The sequence below is a fragment of the Streptomyces sp. NPDC046308 genome (assembly GCF_055588065.1).
The window spans coordinates 194533-211933 of record NZ_JBVJFB010000007.1 but is presented as its reverse complement, the minus strand read 5'-3'; the positions used below and the strand labels follow the sequence as shown (position 1 = coordinate 211933).

18 protein-coding genes and 7 tRNA genes are annotated in these 17401 nt (G+C 74.1%); 13 read left to right on the top strand and 12 right to left on the bottom strand.

The features are described from left to right. The first annotated feature begins 135 nt into the window (after positions 1-135). On the top strand, positions 136-1398 hold the full coding sequence (gene cobA, locus ACZ6JT_RS26965) for a uroporphyrinogen-III C-methyltransferase (protein ID WP_469213592.1): 1263 nt from the start codon (positions 136-138) through the stop codon (positions 1396-1398). Between the two features lie 42 nt (positions 1399-1440). Further along, entirely contained in the window at positions 1441-2259 is an 819-nt protein-coding gene (locus ACZ6JT_RS26960) for a TrmH family RNA methyltransferase (RefSeq protein WP_469213590.1), read from the top strand. Positions 2260-2349: 90 nt separating this feature from the next. On the opposite strand, the gene ACZ6JT_RS26955 is transcribed toward ACZ6JT_RS26960, so the two are convergent. Continuing rightward, complete coding sequence (locus tag ACZ6JT_RS26955; protein ID WP_469213588.1) at positions 2350-3540, bottom strand: serine/threonine-protein kinase; 1191 nt, start codon at positions 3538-3540, stop codon at positions 2350-2352. 551 nt (positions 3541-4091) lie between these two features. Here ACZ6JT_RS26955 and ACZ6JT_RS26950 point away from each other — a divergent pair. Next, positions 4092-4277, top strand: coding sequence for a hypothetical protein (locus ACZ6JT_RS26950; RefSeq protein ID WP_327412946.1), 186 nt, complete (start codon positions 4092-4094; stop codon positions 4275-4277). Positions 4278-4515: 238 nt separating this feature from the next. On the opposite strand, the gene ACZ6JT_RS26945 is transcribed toward ACZ6JT_RS26950, so the two are convergent. From ACZ6JT_RS26945 to ACZ6JT_RS26925, 5 genes are all read right to left on the bottom strand, one after another. After that, positions 4516-4587: transfer RNA gene (locus ACZ6JT_RS26945), tRNA-Val, on the bottom strand. Between the two features lie 52 nt (positions 4588-4639). Next, positions 4640-4711: transfer RNA gene (locus tag ACZ6JT_RS26940), tRNA-Val, on the bottom strand. A gap of 19 nt (positions 4712-4730) precedes the next feature. After that, positions 4731-4802, bottom strand: a tRNA-Val gene (locus ACZ6JT_RS26935). A 1-nt stretch (position 4803) separates the two neighbouring features. Next, positions 4804-4877, bottom strand: a tRNA-Cys gene (locus ACZ6JT_RS26930). Positions 4878-4916: 39 nt separating this feature from the next. Continuing rightward, positions 4917-4989 (bottom strand) — tRNA-Gly (locus tag ACZ6JT_RS26925). Between the two features lie 180 nt (positions 4990-5169). Here ACZ6JT_RS26925 and ACZ6JT_RS26920 point away from each other — a divergent pair. From ACZ6JT_RS26920 to ACZ6JT_RS26910, 3 genes are read left to right on the top strand one after another with little or no spacing between them, the layout of a single operon-like run. Beyond that, entirely contained in the window at positions 5170-6252 is a 1083-nt protein-coding gene (locus ACZ6JT_RS26920) for a chorismate-binding protein (protein ID WP_469213586.1), read from the top strand. After that, positions 6249-7070 (top strand): aminotransferase class IV, encoded by an 822-nt coding sequence (locus tag ACZ6JT_RS26915; RefSeq protein ID WP_469213584.1) that lies wholly within the window; start codon positions 6249-6251, stop codon positions 7068-7070. The genes ACZ6JT_RS26920 and ACZ6JT_RS26915 overlap by 4 nt, the downstream gene beginning before the upstream one ends. A gap of 43 nt (positions 7071-7113) precedes the next feature. Next, positions 7114-7956 (top strand): GNAT family N-acetyltransferase, encoded by an 843-nt coding sequence (locus tag ACZ6JT_RS26910; protein ID WP_469213582.1) that lies wholly within the window; start codon positions 7114-7116, stop codon positions 7954-7956. On the opposite strand, the gene ACZ6JT_RS26905 is transcribed toward ACZ6JT_RS26910, so the two are convergent. Further along, positions 7953-8456 (bottom strand): DsbA family protein, encoded by a 504-nt coding sequence (locus ACZ6JT_RS26905; RefSeq protein WP_469213580.1) that lies wholly within the window; start codon positions 8454-8456, stop codon positions 7953-7955. The two genes, ACZ6JT_RS26910 and ACZ6JT_RS26905, sit on opposite strands and share 4 nt — an antisense overlap. A gap of 176 nt (positions 8457-8632) precedes the next feature. Here ACZ6JT_RS26905 and ACZ6JT_RS26900 point away from each other — a divergent pair, with 176 nt between their 5' ends. Together ACZ6JT_RS26900 and ACZ6JT_RS26895 are read left to right on the top strand one after the other, a co-directional pair. Beyond that, positions 8633-9094 carry a hypothetical protein gene (locus ACZ6JT_RS26900; RefSeq protein ID WP_469213578.1) on the top strand — a complete coding sequence of 154 codons (462 nt, stop codon included), beginning with the start codon at positions 8633-8635 and terminating at the stop codon, positions 9092-9094. Positions 9095-9239: 145 nt separating this feature from the next. Further along, positions 9240-9413 (top strand): hypothetical protein, encoded by a 174-nt coding sequence (locus tag ACZ6JT_RS26895; protein WP_365477588.1) that lies wholly within the window; start codon positions 9240-9242, stop codon positions 9411-9413. On the opposite strand, the gene ACZ6JT_RS26890 is transcribed toward ACZ6JT_RS26895, so the two are convergent. After that, positions 9354-9974, bottom strand: coding sequence for a CGNR zinc finger domain-containing protein (locus tag ACZ6JT_RS26890; RefSeq protein WP_469213576.1), 621 nt, complete (start codon positions 9972-9974; stop codon positions 9354-9356). The two genes, ACZ6JT_RS26895 and ACZ6JT_RS26890, sit on opposite strands and share 60 nt — an antisense overlap. A 199-nt stretch (positions 9975-10173) precedes the next feature. Further along, the gene (locus ACZ6JT_RS26885; RefSeq protein ID WP_030011909.1) at positions 10174-10587 is read right to left on the bottom strand and encodes an SsgA family sporulation/cell division regulator; all 414 of its coding nucleotides are present in this window, start codon (positions 10585-10587) and stop codon (positions 10174-10176) included. 177 nt (positions 10588-10764) lie between these two features. Here ACZ6JT_RS26885 and ACZ6JT_RS26880 point away from each other — a divergent pair, with 177 nt between their 5' ends. Beyond that, on the top strand, positions 10765-11292 hold the full coding sequence (locus tag ACZ6JT_RS26880) for a TIGR02611 family protein (protein WP_469213574.1): 528 nt from the start codon (positions 10765-10767) through the stop codon (positions 11290-11292). Between the two features lie 46 nt (positions 11293-11338). Continuing rightward, positions 11339-11410: transfer RNA gene (locus tag ACZ6JT_RS26875), tRNA-Val, on the top strand. Positions 11411-11457: 47 nt separating this feature from the next. Here ACZ6JT_RS26875 and ACZ6JT_RS26870 read toward each other — a convergent pair. Then, on the bottom strand, positions 11458-13794 hold the full coding sequence (locus ACZ6JT_RS26870; protein WP_469213572.1) for an SCO7613 C-terminal domain-containing membrane protein: 2337 nt from the start codon (positions 13792-13794) through the stop codon (positions 11458-11460). Between the two features lie 128 nt (positions 13795-13922). On the opposite strand from ACZ6JT_RS26870, the gene ACZ6JT_RS26865 reads away from it, so the two are divergent. Then, positions 13923-13994 (top strand) — tRNA-Val (locus tag ACZ6JT_RS26865). Positions 13995-14058: 64 nt separating this feature from the next. On the opposite strand, the gene ACZ6JT_RS26860 is transcribed toward ACZ6JT_RS26865, so the two are convergent. Continuing rightward, positions 14059-14784, bottom strand: coding sequence for an exonuclease domain-containing protein (locus ACZ6JT_RS26860; RefSeq protein ID WP_469213570.1), 726 nt, complete (start codon positions 14782-14784; stop codon positions 14059-14061). 209 nt (positions 14785-14993) lie between these two features. Between ACZ6JT_RS26860 and ACZ6JT_RS26855 the strand changes: the two genes are divergently transcribed. Next, positions 14994-15596, top strand: a complete 603-nt coding sequence (locus tag ACZ6JT_RS26855) for a DUF4365 domain-containing protein (protein ID WP_469213568.1) — start codon at positions 14994-14996, stop codon at positions 15594-15596. Next, entirely contained in the window at positions 15596-16837 is a 1242-nt protein-coding gene (locus ACZ6JT_RS26850) for a hypothetical protein (RefSeq protein ID WP_469213567.1), read from the top strand. Before ACZ6JT_RS26855 ends, ACZ6JT_RS26850 begins: the two co-directional genes overlap by 1 nt. A gap of 64 nt (positions 16838-16901) precedes the next feature. On the opposite strand, the gene ACZ6JT_RS26845 is transcribed toward ACZ6JT_RS26850, so the two are convergent. Then, positions 16902-17378: a GNAT family N-acetyltransferase gene (locus ACZ6JT_RS26845; protein ID WP_469213565.1), complete on the bottom strand. Its 477-nt coding sequence runs from the start codon at positions 17376-17378 to the stop codon at positions 16902-16904. Positions 17379-17401: the final 23 nt, after the last annotated feature.

The following is a 17401-nucleotide window of genomic DNA, read 5'->3' as shown; positions in this document are numbered from 1 at the left end:
CCGTCCGCGCTGCGGGACGGGCCGCGCCGTATGGTGGACCAGCACCGCATCACCGCACGTCAGTACCCCGCCGCTCCAGCGCCGCAGCGGCACGCAAGAGCACCGCACCGCCGCCCCCCAGGAGCCGCAACCGCCATGGCCGACACCCCCGCCTACCCCGTAGGACTCCGACTCGCCGGCCGCCGCGTCGTCGTCATCGGCGGCGGCCAGGTCGCCCAGCGCCGCCTCCCCGCGCTCGTCGCGGCCGGCGCCGACGTCCTGCTCGTCTCGCCCTCCGCCACCCCCTCCGTGGACGCCATGGCCGAGACCGGTGAGATCCGCTGGGAGCGCCGCCGCTACGAGGAGGGCGACCTGGCCGGTGCCTGGTACGCCCTCATCGCCACCCGGGACCGGGCCGCGAACGACGCCGCCTCCGCCGAGGCCGAGCGCGAGCGGGTCTGGTGCGTGCGCGCCGACGACGCCGAGGCCGCCACCGCCTGGACCCCGGCCACCGGCCGCGTGGAGGGCGTCACCGTCGCCGTGCTGAGCGGCAACGACCCCCGCCGCTCCGCCGCCGTCCGGGACGCCGTCGTCGAGGGGCTGCGCGACGGCACCCTCACCGCCGCCCGCCCCCGCACCCCCGGCGTCTCCCTCGTCGGCGGCGGCCCCGGTGACCCCGACCTCATCACCGTGCGCGGCCGCCGGCTCCTCGCCGAGGCCGACGTGGTCATCGCCGACCGGCTCGGCCCCCGTGACCTGCTCGACGAGCTCCCCCCGCACGTCGAGGTCATCGACGCCGCGAAGATCCCGTACGGCCGTTTCATGGCCCAGGAGGCCATCAACAACGCGCTGATCGAGCACGCCAAGGCCGGCAAGGCCGTGGTGCGGCTCAAGGGCGGGGACCCGTACGTCTTCGGCCGTGGCATGGAGGAGCTCCAGGCCCTCGCCGAACAGGGCATCCCCTGCACCGTCGTGCCCGGCATCTCCAGCTCCATCTCAGTGCCCGGCGCCGTCGGCATTCCGGTCACCCACCGCGGTGTGGCCCACGAGTTCACCGTGGTCAGCGGGCACGTCGGGCCCGACGACCCGCGCTCCCTCGTGGACTGGGCCGCGCTCGCGAAGCTCACCGGCACCCTGGTGATCCTCATGGGCGTCGACAAGATCGGCCTGATCGCGGAGGCGCTCGTCCGGCACGGCCGCGCGGCCGACACCCCCGTCGCGGTCGTCCAGGAGGGCACCACCGCCACCCAGCGGCGGGTGGACGCCACCCTCGCCACGGTCGGCGAGCGGGTCCGCACCGAGGAGGTCCGCCCGCCGGCCGTCATCGTCATCGGCGAGGTCGTCCGCGTCAACGCCCCCGCTACCGGCGCCCCCGACACCAACGCCCCCGGTACCGGCGCCCCCAGCACCAGCGCCTGACAGGCCGTTGGCACCGCACCCAGGACAAGGCAGTATCACCCTGTGGCTGATCTCATCACCATCGAGGACCCCGACGACCCGCGCCTGCGCGACTACACGGGTCTGACCGACGTCGAACTGCGGCGCAGGCGTGAGCCCGCCGAAGGACTCTTCATCGCCGAGGGCGAGAAGGTCATCAGACGCGCCAAGGACGCCGGCTACGAGATGCGCTCGATGCTGCTCTCGGCCAAGTGGGTCGACGTCATGCGCGACGTCATCGACGAACTCCCGGCTCCCGTGTACGCCGTCAGCCCCGAGCTCGCCGAACGCGTCACCGGCTACCACGTGCACCGCGGCGCCCTCGCCTCCATGCAGCGCAAGCCGCTGCCCACGGCCGGGGAACTCCTCGCCACGACCCGCCGCGTGGTCGTCATGGAAGCGGTCAACGACCACACCAACATCGGGGCCATCTTCCGCAGCGCCGCCGCCCTCGGCATGGACGCGGTGCTGCTGTCCCCCGACTGCGCGGACCCGCTCTACCGCCGCTCGGTGAAGGTCTCCATGGGCGCCGTGTTCTCCGTCCCGTACGCCCGCCTGGAGGCCTGGCCCAAGAGCCTGGACTCGGTGCGGGAGGCGGGCTTCAAGCTGCTCGCCCTCACCCCGCACGAGAAGGCCTCGCCGATCGACGTGGCCGCGCCGCAGTCCCTGGACCGGGTCGCGCTGATGCTCGGCGCGGAGGGAGACGGCCTGTCCACGCAGGCGCTGGTCGCCGCCGACGAGTGGGTACGGATCCCGATGGCGCACGGAGTGGACTCGCTGAACGTGGGCGCGGCCGCCGCCGTCGCCTTCTACGCGGTGGCCCAGGGCCGCGAGACGGCGTAGCCGCGCCTCGCCGCGTCGTCGGGGCGCCCGAGTACGTCCGTACCCGGGCGCCCCACACCTAGCGCCGGAAAGGTTTGCCGGGCCACAGCACTAGAGCTTCTGGGCCGCGGCGATGCCCAGCGCCACGATCAGCGTCACCAGCACGAACACGATCAGCCGCTGCCGCATCAGCCGGGGGTCCGGCCGTGACGGGCGCCGCCCGGTCCCCGTCGTCCGGGGCGCCGGGCGGCCGCCCGTACGGCCCGAGGTCGGCCGGGAGGACGGGCCGCCGGCGTTGCGGGCATTGCGGGAGGACGAGGGGCGCGAGTGCGGCCCGCCGGGGGATCCGCCCTGGGCCCGGGGCGTGGTGGAGCCGCCGGTACGACGCTCCGTGCGCTGCTCGGCGTAGTCCTCGGGGAGCCGGCCCGTCGGCCGCTCGGTGCGGGCCCGCTGCGCCGGCGGGCGGCTCTCCGACAGCCCCTGTGCCTCGCGGGCCGCGATCTCCTTGAGCCGCATCGACAGCTGGAGCGTGCTGGGCCGCTCCTCGGGATCCTTGGCCAGGCAGGCCCGTACGAGGGGTGCCAGCGCGTCCGGGACCCCCTGGAGGTGCGGCTCCTCGTGTACGACGCGGTAGAGCATGACCTCGGAACTGCCGTGCCCGAAGGGCGAGTCGGCGGTCGCCGCGTAGGCGAGGGTGGCGCCGAGGGCGAAGACGTCGGTGGCGGGAGTGACGGCCGCGCCCCGCACCTGCTCGGGCGCGAGGAAGCCGGGGGAGCCGACGGCCGTACCCACGTGGGTGAGCGTGCTCGCCCCGGTGGCCCAGGCGATCCCGAAGTCGATGATCCGCGGGCCCTTGGGGGAGAGCAGGATGTTCGAGGGCTTGAGGTCCCGGTGGACGACCCCGGCCTCGTGCACGGCGACCAGTCCCTCGGAGAGCGCGGCGCCGACGGCGGCGATCTGCGCGGCCGTCAGCGGGCCCTCCTCGGCCACTTTGTCGTGCAGTGAGGGCCCGGGCACGTACTGGGTGGCGAACCACGGCCGCTCGGCCTCCAGGTCCGCCGCCACCAGCCGCGCCGTGCAGCCGCCCCGGATCCGCCGGGCGGCGGACACCTCGCGGGCGAACCGCGAGCGGAACTCCTGGTCCTCGGCCAGGTCCGGCCGGATGACCTTGAGGGCGACCCGCTGCCCGCGCCGGTCCGATCCCAGGTAGACCACGCCCATGCCGCCGGCACCGAGCCGCCGGTGCAGTCTGAACGAGCCGACGACACGCGGGTCCTCGCGCCGGAGCCGCATCATCGCCATGTCCACCCCGCTGACCGGTCGTCCTGTTGACGTGGCACAGCTTACGGACCATCCGGCATGCGTGCTCAGAGGCCGCGCCCTCGCCGTGGGATTCGATTGTCAGTGCGGCACAGCACACTTGAGGGAGCATCAGGGGTTCCGGGCGGCAGCGCGGAGCGGGTGTGCCGCGCGCCCAAGCGGCCCTTGGATCAAGGGGATTGAGGCCCGGGGGCGAGGGTACAAGCGCCCGGGTACACCCGTATGCCGCCCACGCGCGAGTGGATCTTGCCGAGGGTCGGTGGGCGGACACGCATCAACAGGGAGTGACGGAAGTGAGAGAAGTCACTACCCTCCGGTCATCCCCTCCGGGAAGACCCCGACTGCGGGGGAGCGGCCTCCACCCAGGGGAGTACACGGACGAGGCCCCGTCATCCTCCTGGAGGCCCGGCAATGGGTACGAAGGCATGAGGCCAGGGGCCGTCCGCCCGCCTAGTGTTGAAGTCAAGCGGCGGGTGGCGCACTCGTCCCCCGAGGTCACAAGCCCGCCGCTGCCAAACGACAGGGAGAGGGCCATGGCGGACATCGCACGGCAGGGACGCAAGGCATTCGCGTTCAACGGCCACGAGTCCGGCACCCGCCACCCACTGGTGGCCGCGGCCATGGTGCTCCCCCTGGCCGCCCTGCTGCTCTTCCTCTTCGGAGGCTTCGATCAGCTGGTGGCGCAGGCGTCGTCCGTGGGTCTGATGCCGGGGCGCTGAGCGGCGCCCCGGGTCCGGAAGAGCGGTCCGGGCCGGGACATCGGTCGTCGAACCCCGTGGGGACGGGGGAGCGGCGGACGGACGGCAGGTGAAGGGTGCTGCCCGTACGACTGGGGAGTCGGACGGGCAGCACCCTTTTTCATGCCCCGCCCCGCCCCGCCGTGCCTTGCCCTTGCCCGCAGCGAGTAACGGAAACGCGAAAGCCCCGGCCGATGAGACGGCCGGGGCTTTCGTTCGGTGCGCGATACTGGGATTGAACCAGTGACCTCTTCCGTGTCAGGGAAGCGCTCTCCCGCTGAGCTAATCGCGCGGGAACCACGGCTCGGAAGCCGCAGGTCAGGCATGTGCTGCCAGGTACTGCGTGCGCGATACTGGGATTGAACCAGTGACCTCTTCCGTGTCAGGGAAGCGCTCTCCCGCTGAGCTAATCGCGCGGGGATCCTTGCGGATCAGTGGACGATACTGGGATTGAACCAGTGACCTCTTCCGTGTCAGGGAAGCGCTCTCCCGCTGAGCTAATCGTCCTTGGAGGTGGAGACGGGATTTGAACCCGTGTAGACGGCTTTGCAGGCCGTTGCCTCGCCTCTCGGCCACTCCACCATGGAGCTGCAGGGGTTCTCGGGAAGATCCCCCACTTCGAGCGGACGACGAGACTCGAACTCGCGACATCCACCTTGGCAAGGTGGTGCTCTACCAACTGAGCTACGTCCGCAGGTCACCGTGTTCACTCCGGGGTTTTCCCCCTTCGCTCCCTGGCGACGAGTTGAACTCTAGCGGATTCCCGGGCCAGCTCAAAAACGCGTTTCCGCAGCGTGCTGCCGCTCGATCACCACAGGTCACCCCGCCGTCACCCCACCGGCGCCGCGTCCTCACCGGTCATAGACTCGCAGCCGTGCACGACCTGCCCCCCATGGCCCGCTTCGGCGGCCTCCTCGCGACCGACCTCCGGGACGTCACCAGCGATCCCGCAGCCCTCGACTCCTCCGGCTTCTGGGCGGTGGCCGCCGGCTTCGAAGGGCGCCTCGTCTGCGCGCGCTTCGGCGACGTGCGCCCCGACCCGGTCCCCGCGCCGGTCCCGGGCGCCTGGCGCGGCCCCGACGCCGACCAGTGGACCTCCTCGCTCGACCGGACCGCGTACGTCGACGGCGTACGCCGCATCCGCGAGCACATCGCCGCCGGCGAGGTCTACCAGGCCAATCTCTGCCGGGTGATGTCCGCGCCGCTGCCCCACCCGGACCGCGCCGACGTCGACGCCCTCACGGCGCTCCTCGCCCGCGGCAACCCCGCACCCTTTGCAGGAACGATTCGGCTGGCCGCGCACGGCGTGGAGATCGCCACCGCCTCCCCGGAGCTCTTCCTGCGCCGGCGCGGCCGCCGCATCGAGTCCGGACCCATCAAGGGCACCGGCCGCACCGCCGCCGACCTCCTCCCCAAGGACCACGCCGAGAACGTGATGATCGTGGACCTCGTACGCAACGACCTCGGCCGGGTCTGCGCCACGGGCTCCGTCACCGTCCCCGAACTGTGCGCCGTCGAGGAGCACCCGGGCCTGGTCCACCTCGTCTCCACCGTGAGCGGCGAGCTCGCCGACGGCGCCGGCTGGCCCGAGCTGCTCGCCGCCACCTTCCCGCCCGGCTCCGTCACCGGTGCGCCCAAGTCCTCCGCCCTGCGGATCATCGAGGCCCTGGAGACCGCCCCGCGCGGTCCCTACTGCGGAGGCATCGGCTGGGTCGACGCCGACCGGGGGACCGCAGAGCTCGCCGTCGGCATCCGCACCTTCTGGATCGACCGCGAGACGCCCGGCGGCCCCAGCCTGCTCTTCGGCACCGGCGCCGGCATCACCTGGGGCTCCGACCCGGACCGCGAGTGGGCGGAGACCGAACTGAAGGCCGCCCGGCTGTTGCGGGTCGCGGCGGGCCACGAGACCACCGGCACCCAGGGGGCGAACGGGACGATCGGAAGGACCGCACCATGAGAATCTGGCTCGACGGAGCGCTGAAGGACGTCGACGACGCCCGTGTGTCCGTCCTCGACCACGGGCTGACCGTCGGCGACGGCGTCTTCGAGACGCTGAAGGCGGAGCGCGGCCGGGCCTTCGCCCTCACCCGCCACCTGGAACGGCTCACCCGCTCCGCCCGGGGGCTCGGCCTGCCCGACCCCGACCTCGACGAGGTCCGCCGGGCCTGCGCCGCCGTACTGGAGGCCAACCCGGTGGAGCAGGGGCGGCTGCGCCTCACCTACACCGGCGGAGTCGCCCCGCTCGGCTCCGACCGCGGCGACGCCGGCACCACCCTGATCGCCGCCGTCGCGCCGTCCGCCCGCCGGCCGGACGCCACCGCCGTCGTCACCGTCCCCTGGGTGCGCAACGAGCGTTCCGCCGTGGCCGGCCTGAAGACCACCTCGTACGCCGAGAACGTGGTCGCGCTCGCCGCCGCCCACCGGGCCGGGGCCTCCGAGGCCCTCCTCGCCAACACCGTCGGCCGGCTCTGCGAGGGCACCGGCTCCAACGTCTTCGTCGTCATCGACGGGGAACTGCACACCCCGCCCCTGAGCTCCGGCTGCCTGGCGGGCATCACCCGGGCCCTCATCGTCGACTGGGCCGGCGCCAAGGAGACCGACCTGCCCTTCGAGGCACTGGAACAGGCCGAGGAGATCTTCGTGACCTCCTCCCTGCGCGACGCCCAGGCGGTCGTCCGGATCGACGACCGCGAGCTGGGGACGGGCCCCGGGCCGGTCACGGCCGAGGTGATGCGGATCTTCGAGGTGAAGGCCGGATCGGACATCGATCCGTGAACCCTGGTGACGCGGAGCCTCGGGACAGGTAGAACTCGAGGTGATGACCACCACCCTGCGGCCCGCGCAGCCGCTCCAGCAGAACACCGACGGCACCCGCTCGCGGACCTACGAGGTGCGGGTCAACAGCCGCCGCGTCGGCACCCTGGAACTGGCCACCAGGTCGGCCGCCCAGCCGACGACCGGCGTGATCCGCGACCTGTGGATCGACGAACCGGACCGCCGGCGCGGGCGCGGCACGGTCGCCGCGCTCGCCGCCGAGGAGGTGCTGCGCTCCTGGCGCTGCACCGGCGTCGCCGTGTCCGTGCCCGCCGACGCCGGGCCGGCGCTGCGGCTGGCCACCGCCCTCGGCTACCGGGAGACGGGCCGGATCATGGTCAAGGAACTGCCGGCCGAACCGCCCGCGCTCCCGGCGGGAAGCAGGGGCCGCCCGATGACCCGGGACGAGTTCGACGCCTGGCTGGAGGTGGAGATCCTGGACTACGCCCCCCGCCTCGTCTCCCCGGGCATGACCGAGGAAGAGGGCGTCGCCGCGTCCCGCGCCGAGCACGCCCGGATGCTGCCGGCCGGGCGGGAGACCCCCGGCACGGCCTTCCACGTGGTGGAGGGCCCGCAGGGCGAGATCCTGGGCAGCGTGTGGGTGGGGGAGCGCGAACTGCCCGGCCTCGGCACCGTCCCCTACGTGTACGACGTCCGGGTCGAGCCCGGACACCGCGGCCGGGGCCACGGCCGGACCCTCATGCTGATCGCCGAGCACAGCGCCCTGGCCGCCGGTGCCCGGCACCTGGGGCTGTACGTGGTCGAGGGCAACACCCCGGCCCGGCGGCTGTACGAGTCCCTCGGCTACCGGGACACCACCGTGAACGCCGTCAAAGAACTGATCTAGTCGCCAGAGGTACCGAGCAGGCGGTCGGCGATCTCCTCGATGCGGGCGCGCAGGCCGTCCTGGCTCTTGCCGCCGTCGAGGCGCTCGCCGTCGATGACGTACGTCGGGGTGCCGGTCACGCCGATCGCCTTGCCCTCGGCCTGGTCGGCGTCGACGATCAGGATGTGCCGCCCGTCGATCAGGGCGGTGTCGAACTCCTCTACGTCCAGACCCAGTTCGCGCGCCACGTCCAGCAGCACCGGCTCGCCGCGTTCGGCCAGCTCGGCGGTGCGCGCCAGGACGGCCTCCGCGTAGGGCCAGCCCTGCCCCTGCTCGACGGCCTCCTCGGCGGCCTGCGCCGCGGCGAAGGCGTGCTTGTGCTTCTCCAGGGGGAAGTGGCGCAGCCGGACGTCCAGCCGGTCGCCGTAGCGGGCCCGCAGGGCGCGTACGTCGTCCAGGGCGCGGTGACAGTCCGGGCACTGCAGTTCGCACCAGACGTCGAGGATCACGGAATCGGTCATACGGACAGTCTCCCAGCCCCCGGCCGGCCCACCCAACGGGACCTGGGGAGGAGGCGCGACCCGGAGATGTCCCGGAGATCGGCCCGGGGGCGGCCGTGGACCTGGCCGCCGTGGTGACGGGCGGTGCAGGATGGACAGGGACAGATCGCCTCGTCGCCGACAGTCCGGAGGACCGCATGCTTGCAGAGACCATTTGCTCCGCGGTGTCCGCGGCGGGCCTGGGCATCGCCGCGCTGACCGCCTACCGTAAGCGCTTCGTGGCCGCCGCGCGGATCACCGCGTACGCGCTCGTCCCCATAGGCCTGGTCCTGACCGGCGTCGTGGAGTGGCTGACCGGCATCGTCTTCAATCCGACCGTGTGGATCGGCTTCGGGCTGCTGGCGCTGTCCTGGGCGCTGTTCGCCACCACGCGGGCCGTCGAGCGCCGCCGCCTCGGCACGTCCGGCGAGCCCGCGAAGAAGAAGGCCAAGGGGGGCCGGAGCCCGGAGGCCGTGGCCCCGGCCGCCTCCGCGCCGTCGCTCGGCGCCGCCGCGGCAGGCGCGCAGCGCGAGCCGGCGCCGGGCCGCAAGCCGGCCGCCGCCGCTCCCGCGGACGACTTCTCCGACATCGAGGCCATCCTCAAAAAGCACGGCATCTGACCCGCGTCCGACGGGCAGGGCCCGGTACGGACGGCCGCCCCGGGCCGGGGCCGGGCGCCCGGTCCACGAGATCGGGCGAACTCCCGCACGCCTGTTGGCGTGTTGAGGGGCGCAGGGCCGTTCGCTGCGCCATCATCGCCCCGACATGCTCGAGACATCGCAGAGTGAGCCCTCGGTGCCCGTGCCGGTACCCGCCCCCGCCGCGGAGGAGCCGCGAGGCTGCCTCTTCGCGCTCTCCCAGCCGCCCCTGATGATCTTCCTAGCGGTGATCGGCATCCTGCTGCTGCTCGCCGCCGTGCACGACCTCTTCGTGCTCTGACAGCCCCGCGTCGGCCTCCTTGCGCCGGGCCCGGTACGCCGCGACGTGCAGCCGGTTCCCGCAGGTCCGGCTGTCGCAGTAGCGGCGGGAGCGGTTGCGGGACAGGTCCACGAAGGCGCGCCGGCAATCCGGGGCCTCGCAGCGGCGCAGCCGTTCGTGCTCGCCGGAGACCACGATGAAGGCCAGGGCCATGCCGCCGTCGGCCGCCAGGTGGTCGTCCACCGACGCGCCCGGCGCGAAGTAGTGGACGTGCCAGTCGTAACCGTCGTGGTCGGTCAGCTGGGGCGTGGTGCCCGCGGAGGCCACGAGCTCGTTGACGAGTGCGGCGGCCGCCCGCGGGTTCGGTGCGGCGAAGACCTGGGCGAACTTGGCGCGCACGGTCCGTACGCCGGCCAGGTCGCGGGCGCCGAGCTCACCGACGTCACTGATCGCGTACTCCTGGACGAAGGCGCGCAGCGCGCCGACGTCCGAGAGTCCGTCGGGCTGGTCGGCCTCGGCCGCGGTGTTCACCAGCGCGACGACGACGTCGAGCGCGCGACGGGTGTCGTGGGGGATCTGCACGGGGTCTCCCTGGGGGGCCGGGCCTGCGGCGACGAGAGGCGCCGCCGCTGCCGCCCGACTCTAGCGGGTCCCCCGGCAGCACACCGGCGCCGTCCTCGCGGGTGGATCCCGCGGGAACAGCGCCGGCACTGCCGTATGTGGTTGTCCGACCCGCACCGTCGCCCCGAGTCGGACGGTGTCGAGCGGCTGTAGGCCTGGCTCAGCTTTCGGCCAGGATGTGGGAGAGCTCCTTGTCGAGGTCGAAGTGCCGGTGCTCGGTCCCGGGTGGAACCGCGGCGTCCGTCCGCTTGAGGAACGACTCGAGTGCTCGGGCGGGTGCTTCGAGCAGCGCTTCTCCCTCCGGTGAGCTCAGGGCGATGCAGACGACGCCCTGACCGTGGCTGCGGGACGGCCAGACGCGGACGTCGCCGGTACCGGTGGGCCGGTGGAGGCCCTCAGCGAGGAGGTCGCGGGCGAATACCCATTCGACCGTCTCCTCGGCACCGGTGTGGAAGGTGGCGTGCACGGCGTAGGGGTCGGCCGTGTCATACCGCAGGCCCGCGGGAACAGGCAGTGAGGACTCGCTCGACACAACGAGGCGCAGGTGCAGCTCGCAGCTGACCGTGGTGTTCATAAGCGCCAGGGCCTTTCGCTCAGTGTGCGCTCGGGGATTCGCACGTCGGCGAAATCGACATGCCACCTACGGTGCCGTTGTAAACCCCTCTGACCGTTTTGCGGACCTCTGGGTCCCTCGGACGGCGGATCCAAACCACGATTCACGTGTGCTTCCGGCTCCGGTAGATTCGACCTCATGAATACGGGGAGTGACCGCGGAACCAACGAGTCCGCCGCCGACGAATCCGCCGTGCGTGCCACCGGAGCCGGCGAGGGCCCGGAGTCCACCACGGGCACGGAGGCCACCGAGGGCACGGAAGCGACGGCCGAGACGGCCGAGACGCCCGAGACGCCGCACGTGTCGAAGGCGCCCGCCTTCATCAAGGCCCGCAGGAGCCTGCACCTCAGCTGGCAGGTCGGCGTCTTCGTCGTCGGCCTCGCCGTGATCGCCGGCGGTGTGGCCATGCTCGTCCTGCCCGGCCCCGGCTGGGTCGCGATCTTCGCGGGCCTGGCGATCTGGGCCACCGAGTTCGCCTGGGCCCACCTCGTGCTGCGCTGGACCAAGCGCAAGGTGACCGAGGCGGCGCAGAAGGCGCTCGACCCGAAGGTCCGCCGCCGCAACATCATCCTGACCAGCGTGGGCCTCGTCATCGCGGGCGCGCTGATCGGCTTCTACCTGTGGAAGTACGGGCTCGTCCTGCCCTGGAACCTCAAGGACCAGTGATGGTCAAAGAGCACCGCTGACATGCGGTAATGTTTGCGGTGCGTCCGGGCGATTAGCTCAGTGGGAGAGCACTTCGTTCACACCGAAGGGGTCACTGGTTCGAACCCAGTATCGCCCACCCGGACCAGAGGCCCGGAGACTTTCACCGTCTCCGGGCCTCTGGCGTTACCGCAGCCGTCCGATCGCCTCCCGCAGCCGCCGGGCGTCGCGCAGCCGCTTCTCGTACGTCGCCCCCACCGCCAGCAGCAGCAGGCCCGCCAGGGCCGGCGGCACCCAGCGCGGCAGCGCCCCCGCGACCTGCACCGCGTACGGGGCCAGCTCGTGCACCGCGACCACCGCCAGCACCGCCCCGCCCAGCAGCAGCGGGGCCTGGAGCCGCCGCCGGGCCCCGATCAGGGTCAGCGCCAGCGCGGCCGACCCGAGCAGCAGCGGACGCACCCAGTGCGAGTCGCCCAGGACCGCCAGCACGCTCGGCACCAGGGTCGCCGCCAGACCCGGACCGTACGCCGTCCACGACGAGGCCTGCGCGTCCCCGCGGCGCCGCAGGAAGCCCACCGCCAGGGCCGGCAGCGTCACCGGCAGCGTGTAGGCCTCCGGCGTCGTGACCCCGGCGTCGGCCAGCCGAACCCAGGTGGCCGCCACGAACAGCGCCCCCGCCGCCCAGCCCACCGCACGCCGCTCCGGGCGCACCGCGGCCCCGGCGCAGACCACCCCGGCCAGGGCCAGGACCAGCGCCAGCGTCCCCGTGCGCCCGGCCGACAGGGCCACCGCCAAGGCGCCCGCCACGGCCGCCGCGATCTCCACGGGCACCCGTACGCCGCCCAGCCGCGGCCCGAGCGCCGCCGCCAGCGCCGGGACCGTGAGCACCGGCAGCGCCCACCAGGCCACCGCCAGGTCCGTCACCGCGGCCGCCGCCACCAGCAGCCCGGTGGCGTACCCGACGGCGCACACCGCGGCCCCCGCGCGGACCCGGCGCGGAGCGGGCCCGTACGCCGCTCCCACGGCGCAGGCCGAGCCCAGCAGCCCCCACACCGCGAAGGTCGCCACCCGGCCGTCCAGCGCGCCCACGGACACGTTCGCGGCGCCGACCAGCGCGCACACGGCCGCCGCGATCCCGGCGCCGCGCGCGGGGGAGCGCAGGGCGAGCACCCCGGCCGCGCCCGTGACCGCCAGCTGGGCCGCGAACACCGCCGCCGCCGGGAAGCCGAGCAGCACCGGAGCCGGGAACAGACCGGCCCAGGCCAAGGCCACCGCCACCACGCCGGGCTCCGGCCGAGCCAGCACCCGCGACAGCCACCAGGCCGCGCCCGCCGACGTCAGCAGCACCAGCACGCCCGCGGCGCCCGGGGCGTACGCCGTCGGGGCCGGAGCGGTCACCGCCCAGACCTCCTCCAGCACCCGGAGCCGCGCCAGCAGGGTCGGAACCACCGCGGCGCCGGCCGACAGTGCCGCCAGGGCCGCCACCGCCACGCCGGCCCGCGCCAGGCCGCGCCGTACCGCCGCCGGCAGCGCGCTGACGCGTACCGCCGCCAGCAGCGGGAGCGCCACCAGCAGGTGCACCAGGACCACCCACGCACCGTCGCCGACCGAATCCGTCAGGCCCGGCCGTGCCACGCCGCCGAGGGCCACCACCGCGGCCAGACCGCCCACCAGCGCGGCGACCCAGGCGCGCGGCTCCCGCCAGGCCGCCGCGACGCCCAGGGCCGCGCCCGCCAGCAGCAGCGCCGCCGGAGCCAGGGCCTGCCCGGCCGACCCGGCCGACCAGGACTCGGCCACACCGATCAGCAGCGCCACCGCGGTCAGCGCGGCCGCCGGGGCCGCCGCCGCACGCACCCGCAGGGCGAGCGCGGCGTCCAGCGCCGCCGTCACCAGCAGCGCCCAGCCGAGCTCCAGCGGGCCCGCCTGCGCGGCCAGCGCCGCCAGCGGCAGCGGGAACTGCGCCGCCAGCACCGCCGCCGGCAGCGGGAGCCGCAGCTTGCGCAGGGCGCAGCCGTACCCGGCCCACGCCGCCGCCAACACCGCGGCCGCCCCCGCCGCGTACCCGAAGCCGTTCGCGTCCGGCGCGCCGACCGCGTACAGCGCGTACGCGTCCAGCACCGTCAGCAGCAGCCCCACCGCGGCGACCGACTCCGCCGTCGAACCGAGCCCCCGGCGCAGCAGCGGCACGGGCGCGAGCAGCGCCGCCGCCGTCACCGCGGCCAGCACCGCCGAACGCCCGCCGATCCCCATGGACCCCCAGCTGACCAGCGTGAAGGCCAGCGCGGCCACGGCCAGCAGCACGGCGCCCAGGGTGAGCAGCACGTTCTGCGCGCTCGGGCCGGAGGTCTCCTTCGGCGGTCCGGCGGGCACCGGGCCCCAGCCGGCGGGAGCGGGTCCGGACTGCCGCAGGACGTGCAGCAGCCAGTCCCGGCGGCCCAGCAAATGGACCCGCCGGGCATCGAGTTGTGCCAGCTCACGGTCGATGAGCGCCAGCTCTTCGGCCGGCGGCAGAGGGGTGTTCATACCGGGAGTGTGGCGCCGGTCACGCTGTCAGGACATGGGCGTGCGTACTCAGATCCGCACTGAGTACGCACAGGGAGGGAAGCGGTTTGAACCCGCCGCGAGCCTTCTGTATTGTTCAGTGCGTTCCCGGGCGATTAGCTCAGCGGGAGAGCACTTCGTTCACACCGAAGGGGTCACTGGTTCGATCCCAGTATCGCCCACCGGGACAGGCCGGTCCGTCGCAAGACGGACCGGCCTTCCGCATGTACGGGGCCGTGCGCGCCCCTACGCCGCCGTCGACAGGTCCGGGCGCAGCGGCCAGTGCGGATCGACCGGCTCCGGCGTCCCCTGCCGCGCGAACCACGCCTGCAGGCCCCGCGCCTGCGCCGCGTGCCACACCGCCTGCAGCGTGTGCAGCTCCGCCGGCGACAGCCGCTCCAGCCGGGCCGCGAACCGGCGCCCCACCGCCCGCACGAGCTCCAACGACGCCATCGCGTCCGCCGCCGCGTCGTGCGCGCCCTCCAGCTCGATCCCGTAGTGCGCGCACAGGTCCGTCAGGGTCCGCCGCCCCTTGCGGTAGCGGTCCAGGTGCTTGTCCAGCACCCGCGGATCCAGCACCGTCAGCGGACGGTCGTTCAGGTACCGGGCCAGCGAGGAGGCCCGGTGCCGGCGCAACTCCCGGTCCAGCAGCGTCAGATCGAACGGCGCGTTCATCACCACCACCGGCCGGCCGGCCACCTGCTGCTCCCCGAGCGCACGGGCTATCTCCTCCACCACCGGCGCCGGCCAGCGTCCGTGACGCTGCAGGTGCTCGTCGGTGAGCCCGTGCACTTCCGTCGCCGCCGGGGGCACCGGAACGCCGGGATTGACCAGCCAGCGAGTGGTGCGGACCCGGCCCCCCGCACACTCCTGCACGATGAGCGCGGCGGACACGATCCGGTCCTGCTCGACGTCCACCCCGGTGGTCTCCGTGTCGAATGCGGCCAGCGGCCCCTCGTACCAGCGTGTCATGGCGAACTCCTCGTCCCCGGTCGGCAGATGGGGCGCACCCGGATCACGCCACACCTTCGCCCGCATCGGTGATACCCGGGCTGTTTGCCCCGTACGCCGTTTGCGGTGACCCGGGTGCGGCAACAACACCGGTGGGGGACCGCACACATGACCGGTCGTCACCCCACCCACCACCCACGGCAGAGCCCGGAAGGCATGGGGAGCCGGCCATGGCGCTCGCGCAGCCCGAACCGGGCGGGGTGCTGGCGGGGCAGATCGATCCGCGCACCGGAACACCGGAGGACGCGCGGACCGGACCGCTGCGCGGCACACTCGCCACCACCGCCTGCATGGAGACCCTTCAGGTGGGATACCTGCACGCCGTCGCCGCCGCCGCCGGCTGCTCGCTGTCCCAGCCCTTTCCGGACAACGGCATCGACTGGCACGTCAGCCACGGCGCCCCCGAGCACGTCGTCGACGACGAGGTCACCATCAAGGTGCAGTTGAAGGCGACCTACCAGACACCGCCCCGGCCGGCCGGGCCCACCTTCGCCTTCACCCTCGACAACGACCACCTGGTGAAACTGGCCCGCACCCCGGTCGCCGTCCACAAGATCCTCGTCGTGATGCTCGTCCCGCGGGAGCGCGACCAGTGGCTCACCGCCGGGCACGACCGGCTCGACCTGCGGCACTGCTGCTACTGGACCAATCTCGCCGGACACCCGGTGACCGGCCGGCGCCGGACCACCGTACGGATCCCGACCACGCGGATCTTCGACGACCGGGCGCTGTGCGAGATCATGACCCGGGTCGGGTCGGGAGGGACACCCTGATGCACCGGCACTCACCGAACCTGGAACCGCTGCCGTCCCCGGACTACGGCGGGTTCGCGGACTCCGCGCACCCCGCCGCCCCCGATCCCGCCCAGGTCGATCCGGCCGTGCTCGGCGCGCTGCTGCACCGGCACGGCTGGCTGCGCCGGGGCGGGGCCGCCGGACGCTACGGCCGCTGGACCCCGCCCGCCACGCATCCGACGGCCCGCGCCGCCACCAGCCTGCTCGTCCCCGAGAGCCGCACCTTCCCCGACTGCGCCGACCTGCTCGAAGAGGCGATCACCGCGCTCACCCGCAGCGGCCTGCCCTCCGCGCGGGAGGTGCTCTACGGGCTGAGCGTGCCCAGCGACGAGGTCCGCTGGGACCGGGAGATACCGCAGGGCGCGTACGGGCTCCGGGGCGAGGCCGCGTGGACCGCGCAGGAGCAGCTGCGCTCGGCCGCCCGGCAGCTGCTGCTCGCCGGAGCCCTGGCCGCACGGGCCCGCGCCGGGTACTACGGGGCCCGGCACCGGGCCCAGGCCGAACGGGCCCTGGACGGGGTCCTGGTGGGCCCGCACCCGGGGGGCCGGCGGCTGACCGCGTACGTTCCGGTCGACGGCGGCCGGGGCACCGTGACCCGGCTCCACCACGCTCTGCACGCGGCCCGCGAGGCCGTGGACTACCGGCGGGCCACCGGCGGCATGGAGGCCTTCGACGCGGCCGTGCGGGCCGGGGTCAGCCGGGAACTCGCCGAGGCGCTGATCGCGCTGGTCCGCGGCACGGAGGGAGCCCGGATCTCCCTGGCCTGGGCGCCGGCGGCGGGGGTCCCCGCGGGCTGCGCGGCCCGCCCGGAGCCGGTGGAGTTCTCCCCGGGCGACCTGCCGGTGCTGCGGGACGCGGCGGCGCGGTACACCCGGGACGAGCCGGCCGTCCAGGTCCGCATCGCGGGGGCGGTGGTACGGATGCGGCGCTCGGCCCCGGGGGGCGGGGGCACGGTCCGGCTGCGGGTCCTGGCGGGGGCGGAGGTCCCGTACGTGCGGGTCGCGCTGGACGAGGAGGCGTACCGGGTGGCGGGGCACGCCCACCTGGAGGGCCTGCCGATCCGGGTGGGCGGGCGGCTGCAGCGGCGGGGCGGCTTCCGTCGGCTGACGGACGCGACGGGGGTGGCGCCGGTGCCGCTGGACGAGGTCGAGCGGGATCGGCTGATGAAGTCGCTGGACGAGGCGTTCGATCCTGCGGACGTGCTCGCCGCGGACGAATAGGCGCGGCGCCGCCGCCGGGGTCCGCCCCGGGCCCCGCGCCTCGAACGCCGGCGGGGCCGGAGGGTCAGGCGGGGGTGAGACGGAACGACGCCATGACCAGGCCCGGGGCGGGGGAGAAGTCCGGGCCTCGGGTGAAGCCCAGGTGTCCGTAGAGGGAGACCGCTGGGGTGTTGGCCGCGCCCGTGGTGACCTTGACGGGGCGGCCCGGGAAGAGGTCGGTCAGGGCGTGGCGCAGGAGCAGGGAGGCGACGCCGCGGCGGAACCAGGCCGGGGACACGCAGACACGGTCGAGGCAGACGTCCCCGCCCGGCTCTTCCTCCCAGGCCAGGAAGCCGGCGAGCTCCCCGCCCCCGTCGGATACGGCGCCGATCCACTCCAGCTCCTGCGCGCGCATCTGTGCGAGGCTCTCGCCCAGCGCCGGGATGCCGTCGAAGCCGATCAGCTCCGCCTCCACCGCGTACGCCGCCCGCCCGATCCGGTGCACGGCCGTCGCGGTGGCGTCGTCGGTCAGGTCCAGTCGGCGTATCCGTGGGCTCGGCATGCCGCCCAGGCTACTTCGGCAGG